At 73.8% G+C, this 19,553-nt stretch carries 21 protein-coding genes; 15 read left to right on the plus strand and 6 right to left on the minus strand.

The window, feature by feature from the left end:
- Nucleotides 1-5 precede the first annotated feature (5 nt).
- Together ABZ312_RS19070 and ABZ312_RS19075 are read right to left on the minus strand one after the other, a co-directional pair.
- Nucleotides 6-551 (minus strand): GNAT family N-acetyltransferase, encoded by a 546-nt coding sequence (locus ABZ312_RS19070; RefSeq protein WP_500323313.1) that lies wholly within the window; start codon nucleotides 549-551, stop codon nucleotides 6-8.
- Between the two features lie 40 nt (nucleotides 552-591).
- On the minus strand, nucleotides 592-1,428 hold the full coding sequence (locus ABZ312_RS19075; RefSeq protein ID WP_500323311.1) for a hypothetical protein: 837 nt from the start codon (nucleotides 1,426-1,428) through the stop codon (nucleotides 592-594).
- Between the two features lie 73 nt (nucleotides 1,429-1,501).
- Between ABZ312_RS19075 and ABZ312_RS19080 the strand changes: the two genes are divergently transcribed.
- Nucleotides 1,502-1,888: a VOC family protein gene (locus ABZ312_RS19080; protein WP_500323310.1), complete on the plus strand. Its 387-nt coding sequence runs from the start codon at nucleotides 1,502-1,504 to the stop codon at nucleotides 1,886-1,888.
- 10 nt (nucleotides 1,889-1,898) lie between these two features.
- On the opposite strand, the gene ABZ312_RS19085 is transcribed toward ABZ312_RS19080, so the two are convergent.
- Complete coding sequence (locus ABZ312_RS19085) at nucleotides 1,899-3,062, minus strand: CaiB/BaiF CoA transferase family protein (protein WP_500323309.1); 1,164 nt, start codon at nucleotides 3,060-3,062, stop codon at nucleotides 1,899-1,901.
- Nucleotides 3,059-4,546, minus strand: coding sequence for an aminotransferase-like domain-containing protein (locus ABZ312_RS19090; RefSeq protein ID WP_500438269.1), 1,488 nt, complete (start codon nucleotides 4,544-4,546; stop codon nucleotides 3,059-3,061). Before ABZ312_RS19090 ends, ABZ312_RS19085 begins: the two co-directional genes overlap by 4 nt.
- On the opposite strand from ABZ312_RS19090, the gene ABZ312_RS19095 reads away from it, so the two are divergent.
- The 7 genes from ABZ312_RS19095 to ABZ312_RS19125 all read left to right on the plus strand — a co-directional run bounded on the left by ABZ312_RS19095 (nucleotide 4,545) and on the right by ABZ312_RS19125 (nucleotide 10,080).
- On the plus strand, nucleotides 4,545-5,450 hold the full coding sequence (locus ABZ312_RS19095) for a DMT family transporter (RefSeq protein WP_500323306.1): 906 nt from the start codon (nucleotides 4,545-4,547) through the stop codon (nucleotides 5,448-5,450). The two genes, ABZ312_RS19090 and ABZ312_RS19095, sit on opposite strands and share 2 nt — an antisense overlap.
- Before the next feature lie 102 nt (nucleotides 5,451-5,552).
- Nucleotides 5,553-6,152 (plus strand): DUF5134 domain-containing protein, encoded by a 600-nt coding sequence (locus ABZ312_RS19100; protein WP_500323305.1) that lies wholly within the window; start codon nucleotides 5,553-5,555, stop codon nucleotides 6,150-6,152.
- A gap of 72 nt (nucleotides 6,153-6,224) precedes the next feature.
- Nucleotides 6,225-7,163 (plus strand): M56 family metallopeptidase, encoded by a 939-nt coding sequence (locus tag ABZ312_RS19105; RefSeq protein ID WP_499515505.1) that lies wholly within the window; start codon nucleotides 6,225-6,227, stop codon nucleotides 7,161-7,163.
- Between the two features lie 10 nt (nucleotides 7,164-7,173).
- Nucleotides 7,174-7,884, plus strand: coding sequence for a phosphatase PAP2 family protein (locus ABZ312_RS19110; protein WP_500323303.1), 711 nt, complete (start codon nucleotides 7,174-7,176; stop codon nucleotides 7,882-7,884).
- Between the two features lie 96 nt (nucleotides 7,885-7,980).
- Nucleotides 7,981-8,514, plus strand: coding sequence for an SMI1/KNR4 family protein (locus tag ABZ312_RS19115; protein WP_500323302.1), 534 nt, complete (start codon nucleotides 7,981-7,983; stop codon nucleotides 8,512-8,514).
- A 64-nt stretch (nucleotides 8,515-8,578) separates the two neighbouring features.
- Nucleotides 8,579-9,274 (plus strand): HAD family hydrolase, encoded by a 696-nt coding sequence (locus tag ABZ312_RS19120; RefSeq protein ID WP_500323301.1) that lies wholly within the window; start codon nucleotides 8,579-8,581, stop codon nucleotides 9,272-9,274.
- Between the two features lie 167 nt (nucleotides 9,275-9,441).
- Nucleotides 9,442-10,080, plus strand: coding sequence for a TetR/AcrR family transcriptional regulator (locus tag ABZ312_RS19125; RefSeq protein ID WP_500323299.1), 639 nt, complete (start codon nucleotides 9,442-9,444; stop codon nucleotides 10,078-10,080).
- On the opposite strand, the gene ABZ312_RS19130 is transcribed toward ABZ312_RS19125, so the two are convergent.
- Nucleotides 10,071-11,435, minus strand: coding sequence for an LVIVD repeat-containing protein (locus ABZ312_RS19130; protein WP_500323416.1), 1,365 nt, complete (start codon nucleotides 11,433-11,435; stop codon nucleotides 10,071-10,073). The two genes, ABZ312_RS19125 and ABZ312_RS19130, sit on opposite strands and share 10 nt — an antisense overlap.
- A gap of 112 nt (nucleotides 11,436-11,547) precedes the next feature.
- Between ABZ312_RS19130 and ABZ312_RS19135 the strand changes: the two genes are divergently transcribed.
- The 3 genes from ABZ312_RS19135 to ABZ312_RS19145 all read left to right on the plus strand — a co-directional run bounded on the left by ABZ312_RS19135 (nucleotide 11,548) and on the right by ABZ312_RS19145 (nucleotide 15,237).
- Nucleotides 11,548-12,225 carry a DUF305 domain-containing protein gene (locus ABZ312_RS19135; protein WP_500323298.1) on the plus strand — a complete coding sequence of 226 codons (678 nt, stop codon included), beginning with the start codon at nucleotides 11,548-11,550 and terminating at the stop codon, nucleotides 12,223-12,225.
- Nucleotides 12,226-12,367: 142 nt separating this feature from the next.
- The gene (locus ABZ312_RS19140; RefSeq protein WP_500323297.1) at nucleotides 12,368-13,714 is read left to right on the plus strand and encodes an FAD-dependent oxidoreductase; all 1,347 of its coding nucleotides are present in this window, start codon (nucleotides 12,368-12,370) and stop codon (nucleotides 13,712-13,714) included.
- Nucleotides 13,715-13,824: 110 nt separating this feature from the next.
- Nucleotides 13,825-15,237, plus strand: a complete 1,413-nt coding sequence (locus ABZ312_RS19145) for a nucleobase:cation symporter-2 family protein (protein WP_500323296.1) — start codon at nucleotides 13,825-13,827, stop codon at nucleotides 15,235-15,237.
- Here the strand turns inward: ABZ312_RS19145 and ABZ312_RS19150 are convergent.
- Nucleotides 15,139-15,534 carry an ArsR/SmtB family transcription factor gene (locus ABZ312_RS19150; RefSeq protein ID WP_500323295.1) on the minus strand — a complete coding sequence of 132 codons (396 nt, stop codon included), beginning with the start codon at nucleotides 15,532-15,534 and terminating at the stop codon, nucleotides 15,139-15,141. The two genes, ABZ312_RS19145 and ABZ312_RS19150, sit on opposite strands and share 99 nt — an antisense overlap.
- A 239-nt stretch (nucleotides 15,535-15,773) precedes the next feature.
- Here ABZ312_RS19150 and ABZ312_RS19155 point away from each other — a divergent pair, with 239 nt between their 5' ends.
- The 4 genes from ABZ312_RS19155 (at nucleotide 15,774) to ABZ312_RS19170 (ending at nucleotide 19,435) form a co-directional block, all read left to right on the plus strand.
- The gene (locus ABZ312_RS19155) at nucleotides 15,774-16,859 is read left to right on the plus strand and encodes a sialidase family protein (protein WP_500438271.1); all 1,086 of its coding nucleotides are present in this window, start codon (nucleotides 15,774-15,776) and stop codon (nucleotides 16,857-16,859) included.
- Nucleotides 16,860-16,890: 31 nt separating this feature from the next.
- Entirely contained in the window at nucleotides 16,891-17,568 is a 678-nt protein-coding gene (locus ABZ312_RS19160) for a uracil-DNA glycosylase (RefSeq protein ID WP_500438273.1), read from the plus strand.
- Nucleotides 17,569-17,593: 25 nt separating this feature from the next.
- Nucleotides 17,594-18,433: an LURP-one-related family protein gene (locus ABZ312_RS19165; protein ID WP_499515494.1), complete on the plus strand. Its 840-nt coding sequence runs from the start codon at nucleotides 17,594-17,596 to the stop codon at nucleotides 18,431-18,433.
- A gap of 126 nt (nucleotides 18,434-18,559) precedes the next feature.
- On the plus strand, nucleotides 18,560-19,435 hold the full coding sequence (locus tag ABZ312_RS19170; RefSeq protein WP_500323291.1) for a sirohydrochlorin chelatase: 876 nt from the start codon (nucleotides 18,560-18,562) through the stop codon (nucleotides 19,433-19,435).
- Nucleotides 19,436-19,553: the final 118 nt, after the last annotated feature.

Consider the following 19,553-nt stretch of genomic DNA (forward strand, 5'->3'; position numbering starts at 1 on the left):
GGCCGTCAGCCGAGCTGCTTGACCAGCAACTCGAAGGCGAGGTCGTCGCGCGTGGGCAGCCCGAACCGCGCGTCGCCGTACGGGAAGGGGCTGGTGCGGCCGGTCCGCGCGTAGCCCCGGCGCACGTACCAGGCGATCAGGTCCTCGCGCTGCGTGATCACCGTCATGTGCATCTCGTCCGCCGCCCACTCCTCGCGGGCCCGCCGCTCCGCCTCGGCGAGCACCAGCTTGCCCAGACCGCCGCCCTGCAGGGCCGGGCGCACGGCGAACATCCCGAAGTAGGCGTGCCCGTCGCGGTTCTCCAGCTGGCAGCAGGCCACGACGACGCCGTCCGTCTCGACCGCGAGGATCAGGCTGCGCTCGCCGTCGATGACGGCCGCCACGCCCTCGGGATCGGTGCGCTGGCCCTCGAGCAGGTCCGCCTCCGTCGTCCACCCGGTGCGGCTGGCCTCGCCGCGGTACGCCGACTCGATCAGCGCGACCAGGGCGGGGACGTCCTCACGGGTGGCGGTGCGGAAGACGGGGCGGGCGACGGGCTGCGCGGTCTCCATGGCGGGGGTGTCCTCTCTGCGGCGGCGGCTCGTCCCGAGGCTAGCCGGTCGTGTCCGGAGGCGGCACGAAACCCCTGGCCCGTACGTGCCGCACGAACTCCTCGGGCGGCGCGCACCCGCGCCGGCGCACCCACTGCTCCCAGGCCAGGTCCCACGTCCAGGTGCCGTCGGTGGCCCGCCCGAGGCGGACGTACTCGTACGGCCCCTCGGAGAGCGGATCCGGAGCGGGGCTCACGGCCATGACGAGGACCCGGCCCCCCGCGAGGTAGTCGGCGAGCGGCTCGCGCAGTTCCCCGGGCAGGCTCCCCGGAACGAGGAGTACCTGACGGCCCCTGCCGCGGCCGACGCGGGCGGGAGCGGCGGTACGGACGGGGTGGCCTTGGGCGGCCGGGTTGGCGGGCCACCGGCGTCCGGGCGCGGTGGGCACGAGGCGCCCCTCGCCCGTAGGCGGTTCCCCGGCCTCCAACGTGACGGCGAACCCGCCCTCCCTCAGACGGGCGGCCAGCAGCGCCGTCTCCGGCTCCGTTCCCCGCTCGCCCTCCCCGGCGAGCGCGCGCAACCGGCCGCGGACCTCGGCGAGCGGCACGCCGAACACCTCGCGCACCGTCTTGAGCGCACGCGCGCCCGCGGCGCCGGGGAGCGGCTCGGCGCGGAGCACCACCTCGCCGTGCGCGGCGGCCAGGGCGGCGCTGACGTACTCGGGGACCTCGTCGCGGCCGCACTCCACCTCGGCGGACCCGCACGCCTCGCAGGCGCCCTCCACGCTCCAGTGCGCCACGCCGTCGATGACGCAGACGCCGGCGTGGTAGCCGGCCTCGGCGCCGCAGCGGGTGCAGGTCCTGAACAGCGGGGCGATCGCGCCGGGGCCGTGGTCCATGCGGGGCAGCCTCGCGGACGCGGGGGCGCCGTGTCAGCCGGTTTTCCCGGCGGCGCGTGGGTAGCTTCGGGCCGTGACGAACGTACTGAGCAGCAGGATCCTGCTCCGGCCGACCGATCTCGAGAGGTCCCGCGTCTTCTACCGCGACGACCTGGGGCTGGCGGTCTACCGCGAGTTCGGGCCGTGGGAGGAGCGCGGCACCGTGTTCTTCCTGGGCGGGGGCTTCCTGGAGGTCTCGGGGCACGCCGACGGGCCGCCCGCCCCCGGGCTCCAGCTGTGGCTCCAGGTCGAGGACGTGGCGGAGTGCCACCGCCGGTTCGCCGGGCGCGGGGTCCGGATCGTGCGGGAGCCCGTGAAGGAGCCCTGGGGGCTGATCGAGATGTGGATCGAGGACCCGGACTCCGTACGGATCTGCGTGGTGGAGGTCCCCGCGGACCACCCTCTGCGCTACCGGGGGTAGGGCTCCGCGGTCACGAGTCGAGCCAGGCCGTGATGGCGTCGGTGTGCTCGCCCAGGCGGGGCGGGCGGCGGTCGTAGCGCGGCGGGGTGCGGGAGAGGCCGATCGGGTTCGCCGTGACGTCCAGGGCGGGTCCGTCGCCGTGCAGCGTGGCGCGCGGGGCGAGCCCGAGCCGTTCGGCGAGGCCGAAGGCCTGGGCCAGGTCGTTGACCGGGCCGCAGGGCACCCCCAGCGGCGTCAGGCGGTCGAACCACTCGGCCGCGGTGCGCCCGCGCAGCGACCGGCCGAGCCGCTCGGCGAGTTCGCCGGCGTGGGCGACGCGGTCGGCGTTGGAGACGTAGCGGGGGTCGCGGGCGAGCTCCGGTGCGTCCAGGCCCTCGCACAGCGCCGCGAACTGCCGGTCGTTGCCGACGGCGACGACCAGGGGGCGGTCCGCGGCGTGGAAGACCTCGTACGGCGCGATGGAGGGGTGGCGGTTGCCCAGGATGCCCGGCACGACCCCCGCGAGGGTGTAGCCGCCCGCCTGGTTGACCAGGCTGGACAGCAGGCAGGAGAGCAGGTTGACCTCGACGTGCTGTCCCTCGCCGGTGGCGTCCCGGTGGCGCAGTGCGGCCAGCACGCCGATCGCCGCGTGCAGGCCGCTGAGCACGTCGACGAGGGCCACCCCGGCCTTGACCGGCTCCCCGGGGCCGGGCCCGGTGACGCTCATGAGGCCGCCGACCGCCTGGATCAGCAGGTCGTAACCGGGCAGGGCGGCGCCTTCGCCGGTGCCGAAGCCGGTGACGGAGCAGTAGACGACACCGGGGTTGAGGGACCGGGCCGCGTCGTAGCCGAGGCCGTACTTGTCCATGGTGCCGGGGCGGAAGTTCTCGACCAGGACGTCGGCGCGGCGCACCAGTTCCGCGGCCCGGCGGCGGTCTGTGGCGTCGCGCAGGTCGAGCGCGACCGAGCGCTTGTTGCGGTTGACGGACGGGAAGTAGGTGGACTCCCCGTGCGCGTGGGGCGGCCCCCAGGCCCGGGTGTCGTCCCCGGTGTCCGGGTGCTCGACCTTGATGACGTCGGCGCCGAGGTCGGCCGGCAGTATCGTGGCGTAGGGCGCCGCCAGGACGCGCCCGAAGTCGGCGATCAGCACGCCGGACAGGGGTGCCGCCGGTGCGGGGACGTCCGTGCCGGTCATCGGGCCACCCCGTCCCTGCCCATCCCGTCCGTGCCCACCCCGTCGACGCCGGTCTCGGAGCAGGCCGCGGCGAACCGGCGGACGCCCTCGGCGATCTCCTCGGTGCCGCTGGTGTCGGCGAAGCTGAGGCGGACGTACGGGGCCGGCGCCTCGGCGGCGAAGTAGGGGCGGCCGGGAGCGACGGCGGTGCCGGCGCGCAGCGAGGCGGCCGCGAGGGCGGACTCGTCCGTGCCGTCCGGGAGCCGCAGCCAGAGCTGGTAGCCGCCGACCGGGACGCGGACACGGGACATCAGGCCCGGCAGTTCGCGGTGGAGGGCGGCGAGCATCGCGTCACGGCGGTCGCGCAGGCCCGCGGAGACGGCGCGCAGATGGCGGGGCCAGGCGGGGGCGCCGACGAGTTCGAGGGTGGCCTCCTGCAGGGGGCGCGGCACGAAGAAGCTGTCGACGATCTGGATGGCGCGCAGCCGCTCCATGACCGGGCCGCGGGCGACGAGGGCGCCGACGCGCAGGCTGGGCGAGGTGGGCTTGGTCAGCGAGGTGACGTGGACGACGGCGCCGTAGGGGTCGTCCACGACCAGGGGCGGTGGCGGTTCGGCGCCGTGGCCGAGGCGCCGGGCGAAGTCGTCCTCGACGAGGAAGGCCCCTGCGGCGTGGGCGATCTCGGTGATCCGCCGGCGGCGGTCGGCGGCGAGGACGGCGCCGGTGGGGTTCTGGAAGAGCGGCTGGCAGAAGAAGACCCGGGCACCGGTGGCGGCGAAGGCGTCGGCGAGCAGGTCCGGGCGCACGCCGTCGTCGTCCATGGGGATGGGGACGGGACGCAGCCCGGCCGCGCGGGCGACGGCCATGGCGCCCGGGTACGTCGGCGACTCGACGAGCACCGGCGAGCCGGGCGGGGCGAGCGCGCGCAGCGCGGTGGTCAGCGCGGCCTGGCCGCCCGCGGTGACCAGGACGTTGGCGGGGCCGAGGGTGCCGCCGGGGCCGCCGACCTCGCGCGCGAACCAGGCCCGTAGCGCGGTCAGTCCCTCCAGCGGCGGCATCTCCCAGGCGCCGGGGCGGCGGGCGGCGCGGGCGAGCGCGGCCCCGAGCGCCTGCTCGGGCTGGAGCGAGGGGTGCAGGTAGCCGCTGTTGAAGGCGATCACACCGGGCGGCGGGACGGCGAGGCTGGCGGTCACGCCGGAGGCGTCCACGACCCTGGGCGTGGAATCGCCGTGCTCCTCGACGGTGAGGGCGACCTGCTGCCAGGAGGTGTCGACCGGACGCGGGCCGTCGGCGACGCGCTGGGCACGGTAGGCGCCCGCGCCAGGGCGGGTGACGACCAGGCCCTCGGCGGCGAGCGCGGCCAGGGCCCGGGAGACCGTGACCGGGCTGACGCCGAAGCGCTCGACGAGGACACGGCTCGACGGCAGCTTCTCGCCGGGCGAGTAGCGGTGGAGCTCATCCCTCAGAGTGTCCGCAACATTTCCCGAACTGCTACCGTTGGTCATGACAGCACACAATAGCGCTACCGCCGCCCCGTCGATAGCGGTCGGGAGCCGTACAGGTGGCACCGCGCTCGCCGGGCTGGGCGTCGCCGCCTTCTCGCTGACCTTTCCCGCGACGCACTGGGCGCTCACCGGGCTCGGCCCCTGGTCCGCCACCACCGTCCGGGGTGTGCTGGCCGCGGCCGTGGCGGGGGCCTGTCTGGCCGCCGCGCGGGTGCCGCTGCCCGACCGCCGGCACTGGGCGGGGCTCGCGGTCGTGGCGCTCGGTGTCGTCCTCGGGTTCCCCCTGCTGACCACCCTGGCGCTGCGCACCACCGACACCTCGCACGCCGCCGTCGTCGTGGGCGCGCTGCCGCTGGTCACCGCCGTGCTGGCCGCCGTACGCGTCGGGACGCGCCCGTCGGTGCCCTTCTGGTCGGCCGCGGTCGCGGGCGGGGCGGTCGTGGTGTGCTTCGCCCTGTGGCAGGGCGGCGGCTCCCTGACCACGGGTGACCTCTTCCTCTTCGCGTCGCTGCTGGTCTGCGCGGCCGGTTACGTCGAAGGCGGACGGCTGGCCTCGGTCATGCCGGGCTGGCAGGTCATCGGGTGGGCGCTGGTCGGAGCGCTGCCCCTGACCGTGCCGGCGGCGGGGGTGGCGCTCGCGCTCGAGCCGGTGCATCTCGGCGGCCGGGCGGTGGCCGGGCTGCTCTGGGTCTCGATGGTGTCCCAGTTCCTCGGGCTGATGGTCTGGTACCGGGGCATGGCCGCCATCGGCGTCGCGCGGGCCAGCCAGTTGCAGCTGGCCCAGCCGTTGCTGACGCTGGTCTGGGCGGCCGCGCTGCTCGGCGAGGACCTGGGCGCGCTGACCGCACCCGCGGCGCTGGCGGTCCTCGTCTGTGTGGCGGTCACCCAGCGGGCCCGCAGCTGAAGCGGGGGCGGCACGGCCGCGCTCCCCCGGTACGCCCGTGCGCTGGAGTGTGCGCCGCCGGGTCCGGGCATCCTCCGGGGAGGAACCGAAGGAGGGCCGCTCATGCACGGACCGCCGCTGGTGGCCTGGCTGCTCGTGGTGCTGGGCGCCGCCACGGGGGCGTACTGCCTGTTCCGCACCCGGCGCGGCTGCCCCGGCACCGGACCCGACCAGCGTCGGGTGGCGCGTGCGGAGGCGCTGATGGGGATGGGCATGGCCGTGATGGCGGTGCCGGTGTCCGTCCTGGATCCGCCGCAGTGGGTCGCCGCGGCCTTCGGTCTGGTCTTCGGTGCGGCGGCGGTGCGCGCGCTGCTGCTGGCCCGGCACGACGCGCACCATCTGCACCATGCCGTCGGCGCGGGGGCGATGGTCTACATGGCGGTGGCCATGGCCGAGGCGGGCACCGCGGGTGCCGCCGGCGGCGCGGCCCACGCGGGTCACGCGCCCGCGGGCACGCCCGCGACGACCGGGCTGCTGCTGGCGTACTTCGCGATATACGTCCTGGCGGCGGGCGTCCGACTGCTCTCGGTCCCCGTCACCGTCACGGCGGCCGGTGCGGCTCCGGCGGGAGGAGTCGTGCCGGTGGCGCACGCGCCCGAACTGGCCTCGGCGTGCCGCGTGTCCATGGCGATAGGGATGTTCGCCATGCTCCTGACGCTCTGACGGCAGTGAGGCGCGTCACTTTCCCCTCGAAGAACGTACCCGTGTGCGGTGACGCCCTCATAGTGTGGCGGCATGACCGTCCCGCTCGCGCTGCTCCTGCTCGGTGCGGTGGCGGCCGCCATGGCCCCACGCCTGCTCACCCGCGCCACCTGGCCCGAGCGGGAGCCGGTGCTGGCCCTGTGGGTGTGGCAGTGCGTGATCGGCGCGGTCCTGCTGTGCCTGTTCCTGGCCATGGCCCTCAGCGCCTCCGCCACGTGGACCTGGCTGCGCGAGGGACTGTTCGCCTTCGCCCCCCATGACGTCGTCGACGCCTACGAGCTGCCCGGTTACGGGCCGTGGGCGGGTTATCTGGCGGTCCTGCTGGCCTGCGGCGGCATCTGGACGGCGGCCATGCTCGCCCGGGAGATCCGCAGGGCCGGCGCCCGGCAGCGGGCGCGCCGCGCCGAACTGCGGGCCCGCTCGCCGCGGCTGCCCGGTGAAGCCGCCGCCTCCGACGAGCGGCTGGTCGTCCTGGAGAGCGACCGTCCGGACGCCTGGTGGCTGACCGGCCCGCGGCCGCAACTGGTCATCACCACGGCTGCCCTGCGTCGCCTGAAGGGGCGTCAGCTGGACTCCGTCCTCGCCCACGAGCAGGGCCACGCGCGGGCCCGGCACGACGTCCTCCTGCACAGCGCCGGCGCGCTGGCCTCGGGCTTCCCGCAGGTGCCGGTCTTCGCCGCGTTCCGTGACCAGGTGCACCGGCTCGTCGAACTCGCCGCCGACGACATCGCCTCACGCCGCTTCGGGCGGCTCACCACCGCCCTGGCCCTGGTCGAACTCAACGAGGACCGCGGCGTTTTCGGCCCCTGCCCGGCACCGGACGCGCAGGTCCCGGTCCGCGTCAACCGGCTGCTGGACCCCGCGCCGCGGCTCACCCGCCTCGGCCGCGCCCGCGCGTCCGCGTGCGCGCTGCTCATCCCGGTCGTGCCGTTGCTCGTGGCCTTCGGCCCCGGGATCGGGGCGCTCACGTAGCCTCGGCTGTATGCACGCCCCTCCCGCACCGTCCGACGTCCGGGACCCCGACCGTGCCCTGCGCACCGCGTGCCTGAGCCAGTGCGCGGCGGCCTGCGCCGCCTTCCTGCTGCTGCTCGGGCTCGTCGTGGCGCGCTGGGGGCCGCTGCTGGCCGCCGACCGCGGCATCGCCGTGCAGCTGCACGCCGTCGCGGTACGGCACTCCGGCTGGACCCGGCTCAACCGCGTCCTCACCGACTGGGTCTGGGATCCGCTGACGATGCGTCTGCTGCTGCTCGCGGCCGTGATGTGGCTGCTCGTACGGCGCGAGAACCGCCAGGCCCTGTGGCTGGTGCTGGCCGGCACCCTGGGCTGGGTCCTCCAGCAGACCGCCAAGGCCCTCGTCGGCCGGGAGCGCCCGCACTGGCCGGACCCCGTCGACTCGGCTGCCTACGCGGCGTTCCCCTCCGGCCACGCGATGACCGCCGCGCTCGTCTGCGGCGCCCTGCTGTGGCTGCTGCTGCTCCGCCTGCCGGCCCGCTCCCCCTGGGGCGTGGCCGCCTGCGCCGTCGCCTTCGTGTCCGTCGCCGGTGTCGGCTTCACCCGCGTCTATCTCGGCGTCCACTGGCCCTCCGACGTCCTGGCCGGCTGGCTGCTCGCGGCGGCCGTCCTCACCGGTACGGCGGCGCTGTGCGAACCGTGGCGCACGGGCGCCGCGGAGCAGCAGCGCACGTCCTCGTGACCCCGCAGGTCAGGGCCGGGAGTTGTGCGGGTTCAGGGGAGATCCCGGGCGGCTGCCCTGCCGCGCTGTCGCCACCGGCTGGTATCCATGTGCGGCATGGACACCGAACACGCCACCCCCGAGGACCTCGCCGCGCTCCGCGCGGCCTTCGACGTCGACGACGGCGGCGCGTCGGCGCTCGGCTGGGAGGCCGTCCACGCCTTCGAGGCGCGGCACGGGGTGGTACTGCCCGAGCCCTACCGGACGTTCGTCGCCGACATCACCGACGGCTCCTTCCAGGGGCCTCCCGACTTCGGGCTCGTGGGCTTGGAGGAGTTGCCGGACGACTGGGGCGACGACCCGGCCGGACGCGACCTCGGACGCCCCTTCCCCCTGACGTCGGCGTGGATCTGGGAGGACGACGACCGGCCCGAGGAGGAGCTCGCGCCGCTGCGCGCCCAGGTGTTCGACCACGGCTCGATCGTGCTCGGCACGGACGGCTGCGGCATGTACTGGCACCTCGTCGTCACCGGTCCGCAGCGCGGCCGGGTGTGGCACATCACCGGCGAGGGCGCCTGCCCGTTCGATGCGGGGTTCGCCGGGTGGGTCGGGCACTGGGCGGCCGGGAAGCCCTGGTTCGGCGCCTCCTGACCGTGACGCGGCCCGCACCGGGCTCCGGTGTGCCCGCGAAGCCGGGGCGGGGATGATGGCGGTCATGACCATCAAGGGATGCATGTTCGACTTCTCCGGCACCCTGCTGCGGGTCGAACCCGCCCGGCGCTGGCTGGGCACGGTTCTGGATCAGCTGGGGATCACGCTCGGCGAGACCGAGCTGGCGGCGTACGCGGAGGGCTTGGAGCGGGCCGGCGGGCTCCCGGGCGGAGCGGCGCCGGAGCGGGTGCCGGCACGGCTGGAGCGGCTGTGGCAGGAACGGGACCTGTCGGCGGAGCACCACCGCGCGGCGTTCACCGCGCTGGCGCGGGAGGCGGAGCTGCCCTGGGAGGAGGCCTACGGGGCGCTGTACGACCGCCACATGGAGCCCGCCGCCTGGTCACCGTACCCGGATGCGAGGGAGGTGCTCGAGGAGTTGCGGCGCCGGGGCGTGCCGGTGGCGGTGGTGAGCAACATCGGGTGGGACCTGCGGCCGGTGTTCCGCGCGCACGGTCTGGAAGGGCTGGTGGACGTCTTCGTCCTCAGCTTCGAGCACGGCGTCCAGAAACCGGACCCACGGCTGTTCGGCATCGCGTGCGAGGGGCTGGGGCTGCCGCCGGAGCGCGTCGCGATGGTCGGGGACGACCGGCGGGCGGACGGCGGGGCGGCGGCGCTGGGCTGCGCGGTGCACCTGGTGGACCACCTGCCGGTGGAGCAGCGGCCGTCGGGGCTGCTGCCGGTGCTGGACCTGACCGCGTGACGGGGATCTGAGGGCGACGGGCCGGGCGGCGCGGAAGTGCGGTACCCGGCGGTCCCCCGCGCCGCCGGGTACGTGCACCTCACCCCCGTGACCCGCATGAGCATGCCACTCACGCACGGTCAGCCCTGAGTATATTGGCTCCGAGCCAGTCAACGCAGGAGTAAAGCATGTCCCCTCGGCGACCTTCGGTCAATGAAGCGATGCGCCGGCGTTCACGGGAACGTCTGCTGCAGGCCACGGTCGAACTGGTGGAGGAACGCGGGTTCGAGGCCACGACGCTCGGGGACATCGCCGACCGCGCGGGTTCGGCGCGCGGTCTGGTGTCGTACTACTTCCCCGGCAAGCGGCTGCTGCTGCAGGCGGCGGCCCACCGGCTGATGCACACCGAGCTGGCCGCGGCGCTGGAGCGGGAACCCGGGCCCGCCGACGGCCGCGAGGTGCTGGCCCGGGCGATCGACGCCGTCCTGGCGCTGCCCGTGCAGCATCCCGTCGTCATGCGGGCGCACATGGCCGGCATCCTCCAGGCGTCCGGGTTCAGCGAGTGCGAGGAGCGGCAGCGCCTGGCCGAATTGCTGCTGGGCGCCGTCCGGGCGTGGGGCTCGGCGGACCCCGAGCAGGACTACCGGATGCTGCGGGCCCTGCTCATGGGCGGGGTGTTCGCGCAGTTGATCCCGGGCGCGGCGATGCCGCTGCCGCGGTTGCGGGCCGACATGTTCCAGCGGTACGGCCTGCCCTGGGAACTCGGCGTTCCGCCGGGCGACCTGCCGCCCGGCGGAACGCCGTTGCCCGGGACCGCTCAGCGGTAGTCGGGCTGGGTCTGGACGTTGAGCTCGGCGAGCCGGATGCCCCGGGCGCTGTCGGTGCGCTTGTCGGAGATCTTGAGGACGTCGAAGCCCTTGGCGATGTCGTTCGAGTAGATGTAGCCGTTGTAGTAGTAGGCGCTCCAGGAGCCGCCGAGGGTCAGGGTGTCGGTCGAGATGGGACCGCGCTCGAAGTAGCCGATCTCCTTGGGGCGCGCGGAGTCGGTGAAGTCCCACACGGAGACGCCGCCCTGGTACCAGGCCTGGACCATGATGTCGCGGCCCTTGGCGGGGATGAGCGAGCCGTTGTGGGCGACGCAGTTCTCGGTGTCGGCCTGGTGGCGCGGGATCTTGTAGTAGTTCCGGAAGACCAGCTCGGGCTTGCCGTGCTTGCGGACGATGTCGTAGATGCCGTCGGCACCGCGCTGCGGACCGATCGCGGTGTTGCACTCGGCACCGCCGCCACCGCCCAGCTCGTCGGTGAAGACGACCTTGGTGCCGCGCTCGTTGAAGGTCGCCGAGTGCCAGAACGAGAAGTTCACGTTGTCCTGGACGCGGTCGAGGACCTTCGGGCGCTCGGGGTTGGAGATGTCCATCAGGATGCCGTCGCCCATGCAGGCACCGGCCGCGAGCCCCAGCTTCGGGAACGCGGTGATGTCGTGGCAGCCGGTGGTCTCACTGACCCGGGCCTGGGTGTCGGTGGGCGGGACGCCCGGGTTGCCGCCGTCCGGGAAGAGGACCGGGAAGGCCGTCACGGCCGCCTTCTCCGGGTGGCTGCGCGGGATCTTCACCACGGAGATGCCGTCGTGCGGCGGCTGGCAGTCCGGGAAGGTGGCGCTGGGCGAGTAGGAGGACACGTAGACGAACAGGTCGCGCTTGGCCGGTACCAGGGTGTGGGTGTGGGAACCGCAGGCGGTCTCCACGGCCGCGACGTAGCGCGGGTTGGCCTTGTCGCTGATGTCGAAGACCTTGACGCCCTCCCACGAGGACTTCTCGGCCGCGGACTGGCTCGTGCTCGCGCAGGAGCTGTCCGAGCGCGAGGAGTCGGTGGACAGGACCAGCAGGTTCCCGGAGACCGATATGTCGTTCTGGGATCCGGGGCACAGGACCTGGCTGACCATTTTGGGGCTGGTGGGACGGCTGATGTCCCAGATGACGAAGCCGTCGTAGTTGCCCGCGAAGGCGTATCTGCCCTGGAACGCCAGGTCGGTGTTGAATCCCCCGAGGGATTGCTTGGGTATGTTGACCAGGTGCTGAACGTTGGCGCTCGTGACGACCTCGTCGACACCCGGGATGCTCCCGTCGGCCGTGGCGGGGGCCGGAACCGCCAGTCCGAGCAGCGTGACGGCCGCGGCCGCCAGGGCCGCCAGTCGTCCGGGGCGAGCGAGGGCTGTACGTAAGCGCTTCACCGCGTCCTCCTAGTTTCCGTTCGCGGTTGAACTTCATGCGGACCCCGGCAGTATGGCCCTTCTCATGTGCGCGTCAAAAGATGACAATGCACTGGTGTTTTCCTCGTATCGTGTTGCGACGCTGTCCGCGCTGGCCCTCACCGCCTCCTTGGTACTCGCCCTGACCAGCTGCGACGGGGGTTCCGGAAGCGGTTCCGCGTCCGCCGCGCCCTCGGTCATCGCGCCGGGAGCGCCGGGCGAGAAGGCCACCACCCTCTCCCCGGAGGAGGCGGCGAAGGCCCTGCCCGACGACTCCCCGAACCCGGCGGACCTCACCTATGTGACGAACATGATCGCCCACCACCAGCAGGCGCTTGTCATGACCGCCCTCGCGGGCACCCGCGCCTCGGACGAGAAGGTCCGCGGACTCGCCGCGCGCATCGAAGCCGCGCAGGGCCCGGAGATCGACACCATGCAGGCCTGGCTCAAGACCAACGGCGGCTCCCATGCCACCGCTCACGACCATGACCACGCCGCGATGCCCGGGATGGCCACCGCGGCGCAGCTGGCGGCGCTGCGCGCGGCGCGCGGCGCGGAGTTCGACCGGCAGTTCCTTCGCCTGATGACCGCCCACCACCGCGGCGCGGTGACGATGGCCACCGACGTGCTCACGCACGGCCGCAACGTCCTGGTCGCCGAGTGGGCGAACGAGGTGATCGCCCAGCAGAGCGCCGAGATCGCCCGGATGCGCGCCATGGACTGACATCCCGGACCGCGACACGCTCCGGCGCCCTCCCCCCGGTGGTCACTCGGTGCGATGCTGGACGTGGCCGCCCGTCCCGCCCGTTCCGGGCGGCACACGGGCCGCCGAGGTGAACCCAACCCTCGCCGAAGGGGAGGCGCCCGTGCTGCGTGTGGCAGTCGTCGGATCAGGTCCCAGCGGGGTGTACACGGCCGAGGCGCTGACCCGCCAGGAGTCGGTGCCGGACGTCGCCGTCGACGTGCTCGACCGGCTCCCCTGCCCGTACGGCCTGGTCCGGTACGGGGTGGCCCCCGACCACGAGAAGATCAAGTCCCTGCAGGGCACGCTGCGGCGCGTCCTGGAGGACCCCCGGATCCGCTTCCTGGGCAATGTGACCGTCGGCGGTCCGGGGCTGTCCCCGCAGGCGCTGCTGGAGCTGTACCACGCGGTGGTGTACTGCGTCGGCGCCGCGACCGACCGCCGCCTCGGGGTGCCCGGGGAGGACCTGCCGGGCAGTTGCGCGGCCACCCACTTCGTCTCCTGGTACAGCGCCCATCCCGACGAGGCTCCCGACGGCTTCCCGCTGCACGCCCGCTCCGCGGTCGTGATCGGGGTCGGCAACGTGGCCGTCGACGTGGCCCGCATCCTGGCCCGCGGTGCCGAGGAACTGCGGCACACCGATGTGCCCGAGGGGGTGCTGCGGGCCCTGGCGGACAGCCACGTCACGGACGTGCACATGGTGGGGCGGCGCGGGCCCTCGCAGGCGAAGTTCACCACCAAGGAGCTGCGCGAGCTCGGCGACCTGCCGGGCGCGGACGTCATTGTCCGTCCCGGGGAGCTGGCTCTCGACCCCGCGTACGCCGATCCGCAGGGGCTCGTGCCGGTCGCCCGGCGCAATGTGGAGGTGCTGCGCGGCTGGGCCTCCCGGCCCGCGGCGGGCCGGCGCCGCCGCATCCATCTGCGGTTCTTCCTGCGGCCGGTGGCGGTGCTCGGCGAGGACGGGGTGACCGGGGTGCGGTTCGAGCGGACCGCGCCGGACGGGCAGGGCGGGGTGCGCGGCACGGGCGTCCTCGAGGACATCGACGCCGGACTGGTGCTGCGGTCGGTCGGTTACCGCGGCGTGCCCCTGGTCGGGCTGCCGTTCGACGACCGGCTCGGCATCGTGCCCAACACGGAGGGCCGGGTGCTGCGCGGCGGCGCCCCCTCGCCCGGCGAGTACGTCGCCGGCTGGATCAAGCGCGGGCCGACCGGCGTGATCGGCACCAACCGGCCCTGCGCCAAGCAGACGGCGGCGGCCCTGGTCGCCGACGCACGGGAGCTGCTGGCCCGGCCCACCGCGGACGCCGATCCGCTCGATGGCCTGCGGGCACTGGGGCAGGACCCCGTGGAGTGGACCGGATGGGAGGCCATCGAGGCCGCCGAGTCGGCGCTGGGGCGGTCGCTGGACCGCGCGACCGTGAAGATCCCCGACTGGGAGGGGCTGTTGGCGGCCGCGCGCCCCAGGGGCTGAGATCCGCGGGAAACACCTCCGCAATCAACAAACTGTTTACGCTCACTAGGGTCCCGGGCAACCACTTCGTCGTTCCACCGCTCACCCGCGCCGCGTTCGAGGAGCTGCCCATGGCGACGCCGCCGCACCGTCCCGCCGTCCATCCCGTCGACGAGGTCCTGCCTGCCGTCCAGCTCGGGGCGTTCGGGCTCCAGCACGTGCTGGCGATGTACGCGGGCGCGGTCGCCGTGCCGCTCATCGTCGGGGGCGCGCTGAAGCTGGCGCCCGCCGACCTCGCCTACCTGATCACGGCGGACCTGCTGGTGTGCGGCATCGCCACGCTGCTGCAGTGCGTGGGCTGGTGGCGGTTCGGCGTCCGACTGCCCATCATGCAGGGCTGCACCTTCGCGGCGGTCTCGCCCATGGTGCTGATCGGCCAGGACGGCGGACTGCCCGCGATCTACGGCGCCGTCATCGCCTCGGGAGTGGCGATGGTCCTGCTGGCGCCCGTCTTCGGGCGGCTGCTGCGGTTCTTCCCGCCCCTGGTCACCGGCACCGTGATCCTGGTCATCGGGCTCAGCCTGCTGCCGGTGGCCGGCAACTGGGCGGCAGGTGGGGTCGGTTCGCCCGACTTCGGGGCGCCGCGGAACATCGGCCTGGCGGCCGCCGTGCTCCTGGCCGTCCTGCTGGTCCAGCGCTTCGCGCCCCCTGCCCTCGCGCGCGTCGCGGTCCTGGCGGGCATCGTGCTGGGCACCCTGGCGTCCGTGCCGTTGGGCTTCACCGACTTCGGCGCGGTCGGCGGCGCCGACTGGGTGGGGATCAGCACGCCGTTCCACTTCGGCACGCCCGACTTCCAGGGCGCGGCGATCGCCTCCATGCTCGTCGTGGCCCTCGTGACGATGACCGAGACGACCGGCGACATCATCGCCGTGGGCGAGCTGACCGGCCGCCACGTGGAACCACGGCGGCTCGCGGACGGGCTGCGCGCCGACGGGGTGTCGACCGTGCTCGGCGGGGTCTTCAACACCTTCCCGTACACCGCCTACGCGCAGAACGTCGGCCTCGTGGGGATGACCCGGGTGCGCAGCCGCTGGGTGGTGGCGACCGCGGGCGGCATCCTCGTCCTGCTGGGGCTGCTGCCCAAGCTGGGGGCAGTGGTCGCGGCGATCCCGGCGCCCGTGCTGGGCGGGGCGGGCCTGGTGATGTTCGGGACGGTGGCGGCGAGCGGGGTGCGGACCCTGTCCACCGTCGACTTCCACGGCAACGGCAATCTGACCGTGGTGGCGGTGTCGGTCGCGGTCGGGCTGCTGCCGGTCGGCGTCCCGACGGTCTACGACGCCTTCCCCGACTGGTTCCAGACGGTGATGGACAGCGGGATCAGCGCGGGGTGCATCACCGCTATCGCGCTGAACCTGCTCTTCAACCACCTGCCCGGCGGCTCCGGTTCAGGCGCGGACGACGCCGGCGGTCCCGTCGGGCCGTCCGTCCTGCCGGTCGGCGGCGGCGAGGACGGCGTCCAGAAGCCCGGGGAAGAGCACCTCTAGGTCCGCCCGGCGCAGCGCGTTCATCTTGGAGGTGCCCCGGTAGGTCTGGCTGATCACCCCGGCCTCGCGCAGCACCCGGAAGTGGTGGGTGCAGGTGGACTTGCCGACCGGCAACCCGACCTCGGAGCACGCCGCCTCCGTTCCCCGCGCCGCCAGCGTCCGCACCACGCGCAGTCGCATGGGGTCGGAGAACGCGTGCAGGACGGCCTCCAGGCGGATGTCCGCTCGGTCCGGGTGCTCGCACACCCTCCCGCCGGGGACGGGGGCGGCCGCGGTGAGGGGCTGCTGCGGGGGCATGCACCCATATTACGAGAATTCTCGTAGTTCGACCGCTGCCGTACCAGCTCTCGGCGCCGGGCCGCCGGTGGCGCAAATCCCCTTCACCGCACCGCTGTTGGCCGACGGGGACACCGCACGCCGGGGTCCGGCGCGGCACGCTTCGGCCGCGGGGAGGCGCGCCGCGGCCCCCGTTGTCGGTAGGACGGTGCAGAATCTGTGATGCAGAACACATTCCCGTAGTTCGGAGATGGTGCGTCATGGACGACGTCGTACTCGCGATCGGCACACGCAAGGGGCTGTTCCTGGGACGGCGGGGCGGCGCCGGGACGTGGGAGCTGACCGGCCCGCACTTCCCCATGCAGGCGGTGTACTCGGTGGGCATCGACACGCGCCAGGCCGTGCCCCGGCTGCTGGTCGGCGCAGACAGCTCGCACTGGGGGCCGTCGGTCTTCCGCTCCGACGACCTCGGGCGCAGCTGGGAGGAGCCGGCCAGGCCCGCGGTGCGGTTCCCCAAGGACACGGACGCCTCGCTGGAGCGCGTCTGGCAGATCCAGCCCGCCGGCGCCGCCGCCCCGGACCTGGTGTGGGCCGGCACGGAGCCGGGCGCGCTCTTCCGCTCGGACGACGGCGGGGTGACCTTCGAGTTCGTGCGGAGCCTGTGGGAGCACCCGCAGCGGGAGCTGTGGGGTGCCGGATACGGCGGTCAGGCGGTGCACACGGTGCTCACCGATCCGCGCGACGCCGACGTGGTGATCGCGGCCGTCTCCTCCGGCGGGGTCTACCGCTCGGCCGACGGAGGCGCGAGCTGGGAGGCGTCCAACACCGGGATCAAGGCGGAGTTCCTGCCCGACCCGTACCCGGAGTTCGGCCAGTGCGTGCACAAGATCGACCGGGACGCCGAGGACCCGGACCGGCTGTACCTGCAGAACCACGGCGGGGTCTACCGCAGCGACGACGCCGGCGCGAGCTGGACGGAGATCGGCAAGGGCCTGCCCGCGGACTTCGGCTTCGCCGTCGCCGCCCACCCCCGCCGCGGCGGAGTCGCGTACGTCTCTCCGGTCAACGACGGCAGCGACCGCTACCAGCCGGACTACCGCTGCCGGGTCTACCGCACCGAGGACGCCGGCGCCTCGTGGACGGCCCTGTCCGCCGGGCTGCCCACGGAGGAGCACTACGGCGTGGTCCTGCGCGACGGGCTGCGCACCGACGACGCGGACCCGGTCGGCGTGTACTTCGGCAACCGCAACGGCGAGGTGTACGCCAGCGCCGACGAGGGCGACACCTGGCAGCCGGTGGCCTCACACCTGCCCGATGTGCTGTGCGTGAGGGCGGCCGTGGTCTGAGTGTCGGTGTGAGCCACTAGAGTGACTCACCGTGGCAGCACGACCGTTGAACGAAATCGTCGAAGAAGGCTGGGCCAAGGCGCTGGAGCCGGTCGCAGGGAAGATCGCCGAAATGGGCGACTTCCTGCGCGCCGAGATCGCCGCGGGCCGCACCTACCTGCCGTCGGGGGCGAACGTGCTGCGCGCGTTCCAGCAGCCCTTCGACGACGTCCGGGTGCTGATCGTGGGCCAGGACCCGTACCCCACCCCGGGGCACGCCGTCGGGCTGTCGTTCTCGGTGGCCCCGGAGGTACGGCCGCTGCCCCCCAGCCTGCTGAACATCCACCAAGAGCTGAACACCGACCTCGGCCTGCCCCAGCCCTCCAACGGGGACCTGACCCCCTGGACCCGGCAGGGCGTCCTGCTGCTCAACAGGGCGCTGACCACCGCGCCGCGCACGCCCAGGGCGCACCGCGGCAAGGGCTGGGAGGCGGTCACCGAGCAGGCCATCCGCGCGCTCGCCGCGCGCGGCAAGCCCCTGGTGTCCATCCTGTGGGGCTCCGACGCGCGCAGCCTGCGGCCACTGCTGGGGAGCCTGCCGGCCGTGGAGTCCGCCCACCCCTCCCCCATGTCGGCCGACCGCGGCTTCTTCGGCTCACGTCCGTTCAGCCGGGCCAACGACCTCTTGGTACGGCAGGGCACGAACCCGGTGGACTGGCGGCTGCCCTGACGGAGGCAGCCGTTACTCTGCCCGGGTGACGACGCATTCGAACACCCCGGCGGGCTGGTACCCGGACCCGCATGGCACCCAGAACCTGCTGCGCTACTGGGACGGGTCCCAGTGGACGGAGCACACCCATGCGGGCGGCGCGCAGGTCCCGCCGCAGCCCAAGGACAACCCCTGGGAACTGGGCGTCGACGGCGGTCCCGACCCGTCGCGCATCCAGCGCCAGGTGCAGCAGCAGGCCGGCGTGGCCCCCACCGGCCCGGGTGGGGGCACGCTCTTCAGCGAGCCCGTCCTGGTGGTCAACCAGAAGGCCAAGCTCATCGAGCTGAGCAACGAGTACAGCGTCTTCGACCAGCAGGGGCGCCAGCTCGGCTCGGTGCTCCAGGTCGGCCAGAGCACCGCGCGGAAGGTGCTGCGCTTCGTCGCGAGCGTCGACCAGTTCATGTCGGTGCGCCTGGAGGTGCGTGACGCCCACGGGCAGCCCCAGTTGCTGCTGACCCGGCCCGCGAAGTTCATCAAGTCCAAGGTGATCGTGCAGCGCGCCGACGGCATGACGCTCGGCGAGATCGTACAGCAGAACGCCATCGGGAAGATCAACTTCTCCTTCGAGGTCAACGGCCAGAAGATCGGCGCGATCAAGGCCGAGAACTGGCGTGCCTGGAACTTCTCCATCGTCGACCACACCGACACCGAGGTCGCCCGGATCACCAAGACGTGGGAGGGCCTGGCGAAGACGATGTTCACCACGGCCGACAACTACGTGCTGCAGATCCACCGGCAACTGCCGGACCCCCTGCTGAGCATGGTCGTCGCCTCCGCGCTCACCGTGGACACCGCCCTCAAGCAGGACTCGCGCGGTCTCGGCTGACCGTGGCACGCGTACGGTGCCGGGGTGCGCGGACCCGGCACCGTATCGGGACAGAACCGGACAGGTAACCCCTGCGATGGACCCGCCCGAACAACAGAGCGCGCAAAGGCACTAGCATGCCTCGCCATGAGCACTGCCGAAGGGCCCGCACCCGGCCTGCCCGTTCGAATGCCCCGCCCCCGCCAGCCCGGGCGGCACCGGCGCCCGGAGCCGCTGACCACGCCCGAGGGCGCCCCCGCGCTGGTCCTCGCCGTGCCCGGCACCCCGTCCTCCGCGATACGCAGTCTCGCGGAGGAGATCGTCAGCATCGCCCGCATCGAGCTCTCCGGTCTCGACCCGCGCATCGGCTACGTCGACGGCGACGGCGAGGAGTACCCGACGCTCGAGTCCGTGGTGGCCCAGGCCGCCGGCGAGCGCGGCGACCAGGCCCCCGCGGCCGTCGTGGTCCCGCTGCTGGCCGGTCCCGAGCCGTCGGTGATGCGCCGGATCCGCCAGGCAGTGGCGGACAGCCGCTCCGCGGCCGAGGTGACCGACGTGCTCGGCCCTCACCCGCTGCTGGCCGAGGCGCTGCACGTGCGCCTCTCCGAGGCCGGACTGGCCCGCGCCGACCGCGCCCGCCTGTTCACGGTGGCCACGGCCGCCGACGGCATCATCCTGGCCACTGTCGGTGGCGAGGAGGCCGTCCAGGCGGCGGGTGTGACGGGTCTGCTGCTGGCCGCACGCCTCGCGGTGCCGGTGCTGGCCGCCGCGCTGGACATCGAGGGCTCGGTCGCCCAGACCGCCGAGCAGCTGCGCTCGTCCGGCTCGACGACCCTGGCGCTCGCGCCGTACGTGGTCGGTCCCGAGGTCGCCCCCGAGGTGCTGCACGACGCCGCCAAGGAGGCCGACTGCTCCGCGGCCGACGCGTTGGGTCCCTACCCGACCATCGGCAAGCTGGTCGTCTCCACGTACACCACGGCCCTGGGCATCGCCCAGGAGTCGCAGGGTGCTCCGCTGAGCTGAACCCGCGGACCGTCGACGACAACGGCGTGGGGGGGGGGGGCGGGGGGGCCGGCGCGGGGCGCCCCAAAGCGGGGGGCTCCGGGTTGGCCGCGCCCTCCCCGCAAACCACACCAGCCGC

The sequence above is a fragment of the Streptomyces sp. NPDC006207 genome, assembly GCF_040613835.1.
In the GTDB taxonomy this organism is placed as follows: domain Bacteria; phylum Actinomycetota; class Actinomycetes; order Streptomycetales; family Streptomycetaceae; genus Actinacidiphila.

Bases quoted from the DNA above. Each gene is read 5' to 3' on its own strand.
- ABZ312_RS19150 (WP_500323295.1), bottom strand. From the start codon at position 15,534: ATGCCCCCGCAGCAGCCCCTCACCGCGGCCGCCCCCGTCCCCGGCGGG.
- ABZ312_RS19095 (WP_500323306.1), top strand. From the start codon at position 4,545: ATGACAGCACACAATAGCGCTACCGCCGCCCCGTCGATAGCGGTCGGG.
- ABZ312_RS19155 (WP_500438271.1), top strand. From the start codon at position 15,774: ATGGACGACGTCGTACTCGCGATCGGCACACGCAAGGGGCTGTTCCTG.
- ABZ312_RS19125 (WP_500323299.1), top strand. From the start codon at position 9,442: ATGTCCCCTCGGCGACCTTCGGTCAATGAAGCGATGCGCCGGCGTTCA.
- ABZ312_RS19115 (WP_500323302.1), top strand. From the start codon at position 7,981: ATGGACACCGAACACGCCACCCCCGAGGACCTCGCCGCGCTCCGCGCG.
- ABZ312_RS19170 (WP_500323291.1), top strand. From the start codon at position 18,560: ATGAGCACTGCCGAAGGGCCCGCACCCGGCCTGCCCGTTCGAATGCCC.
- ABZ312_RS19070 (WP_500323313.1), bottom strand. From the start codon at position 551: ATGGAGACCGCGCAGCCCGTCGCCCGCCCCGTCTTCCGCACCGCCACC.
- ABZ312_RS19085 (WP_500323309.1), bottom strand. From the start codon at position 3,062: ATGACCGGCACGGACGTCCCCGCACCGGCGGCACCCCTGTCCGGCGTG.
- ABZ312_RS19075 (WP_500323311.1), bottom strand. From the start codon at position 1,428: ATGGACCACGGCCCCGGCGCGATCGCCCCGCTGTTCAGGACCTGCACC.
- ABZ312_RS19090 (WP_500438269.1), bottom strand. From the start codon at position 4,546: ATGACCAACGGTAGCAGTTCGGGAAATGTTGCGGACACTCTGAGGGAT.
- ABZ312_RS19120 (WP_500323301.1), top strand. From the start codon at position 8,579: ATGACCATCAAGGGATGCATGTTCGACTTCTCCGGCACCCTGCTGCGG.
- ABZ312_RS19105 (WP_499515505.1), top strand. From the start codon at position 6,225: ATGACCGTCCCGCTCGCGCTGCTCCTGCTCGGTGCGGTGGCGGCCGCC.
- ABZ312_RS19100 (WP_500323305.1), top strand. From the start codon at position 5,553: ATGCACGGACCGCCGCTGGTGGCCTGGCTGCTCGTGGTGCTGGGCGCC.
- ABZ312_RS19145 (WP_500323296.1), top strand. From the start codon at position 13,825: ATGGCGACGCCGCCGCACCGTCCCGCCGTCCATCCCGTCGACGAGGTC.
- ABZ312_RS19135 (WP_500323298.1), top strand. From the start codon at position 11,548: ATGTGCGCGTCAAAAGATGACAATGCACTGGTGTTTTCCTCGTATCGT.
- ABZ312_RS19110 (WP_500323303.1), top strand. From the start codon at position 7,174: ATGCACGCCCCTCCCGCACCGTCCGACGTCCGGGACCCCGACCGTGCC.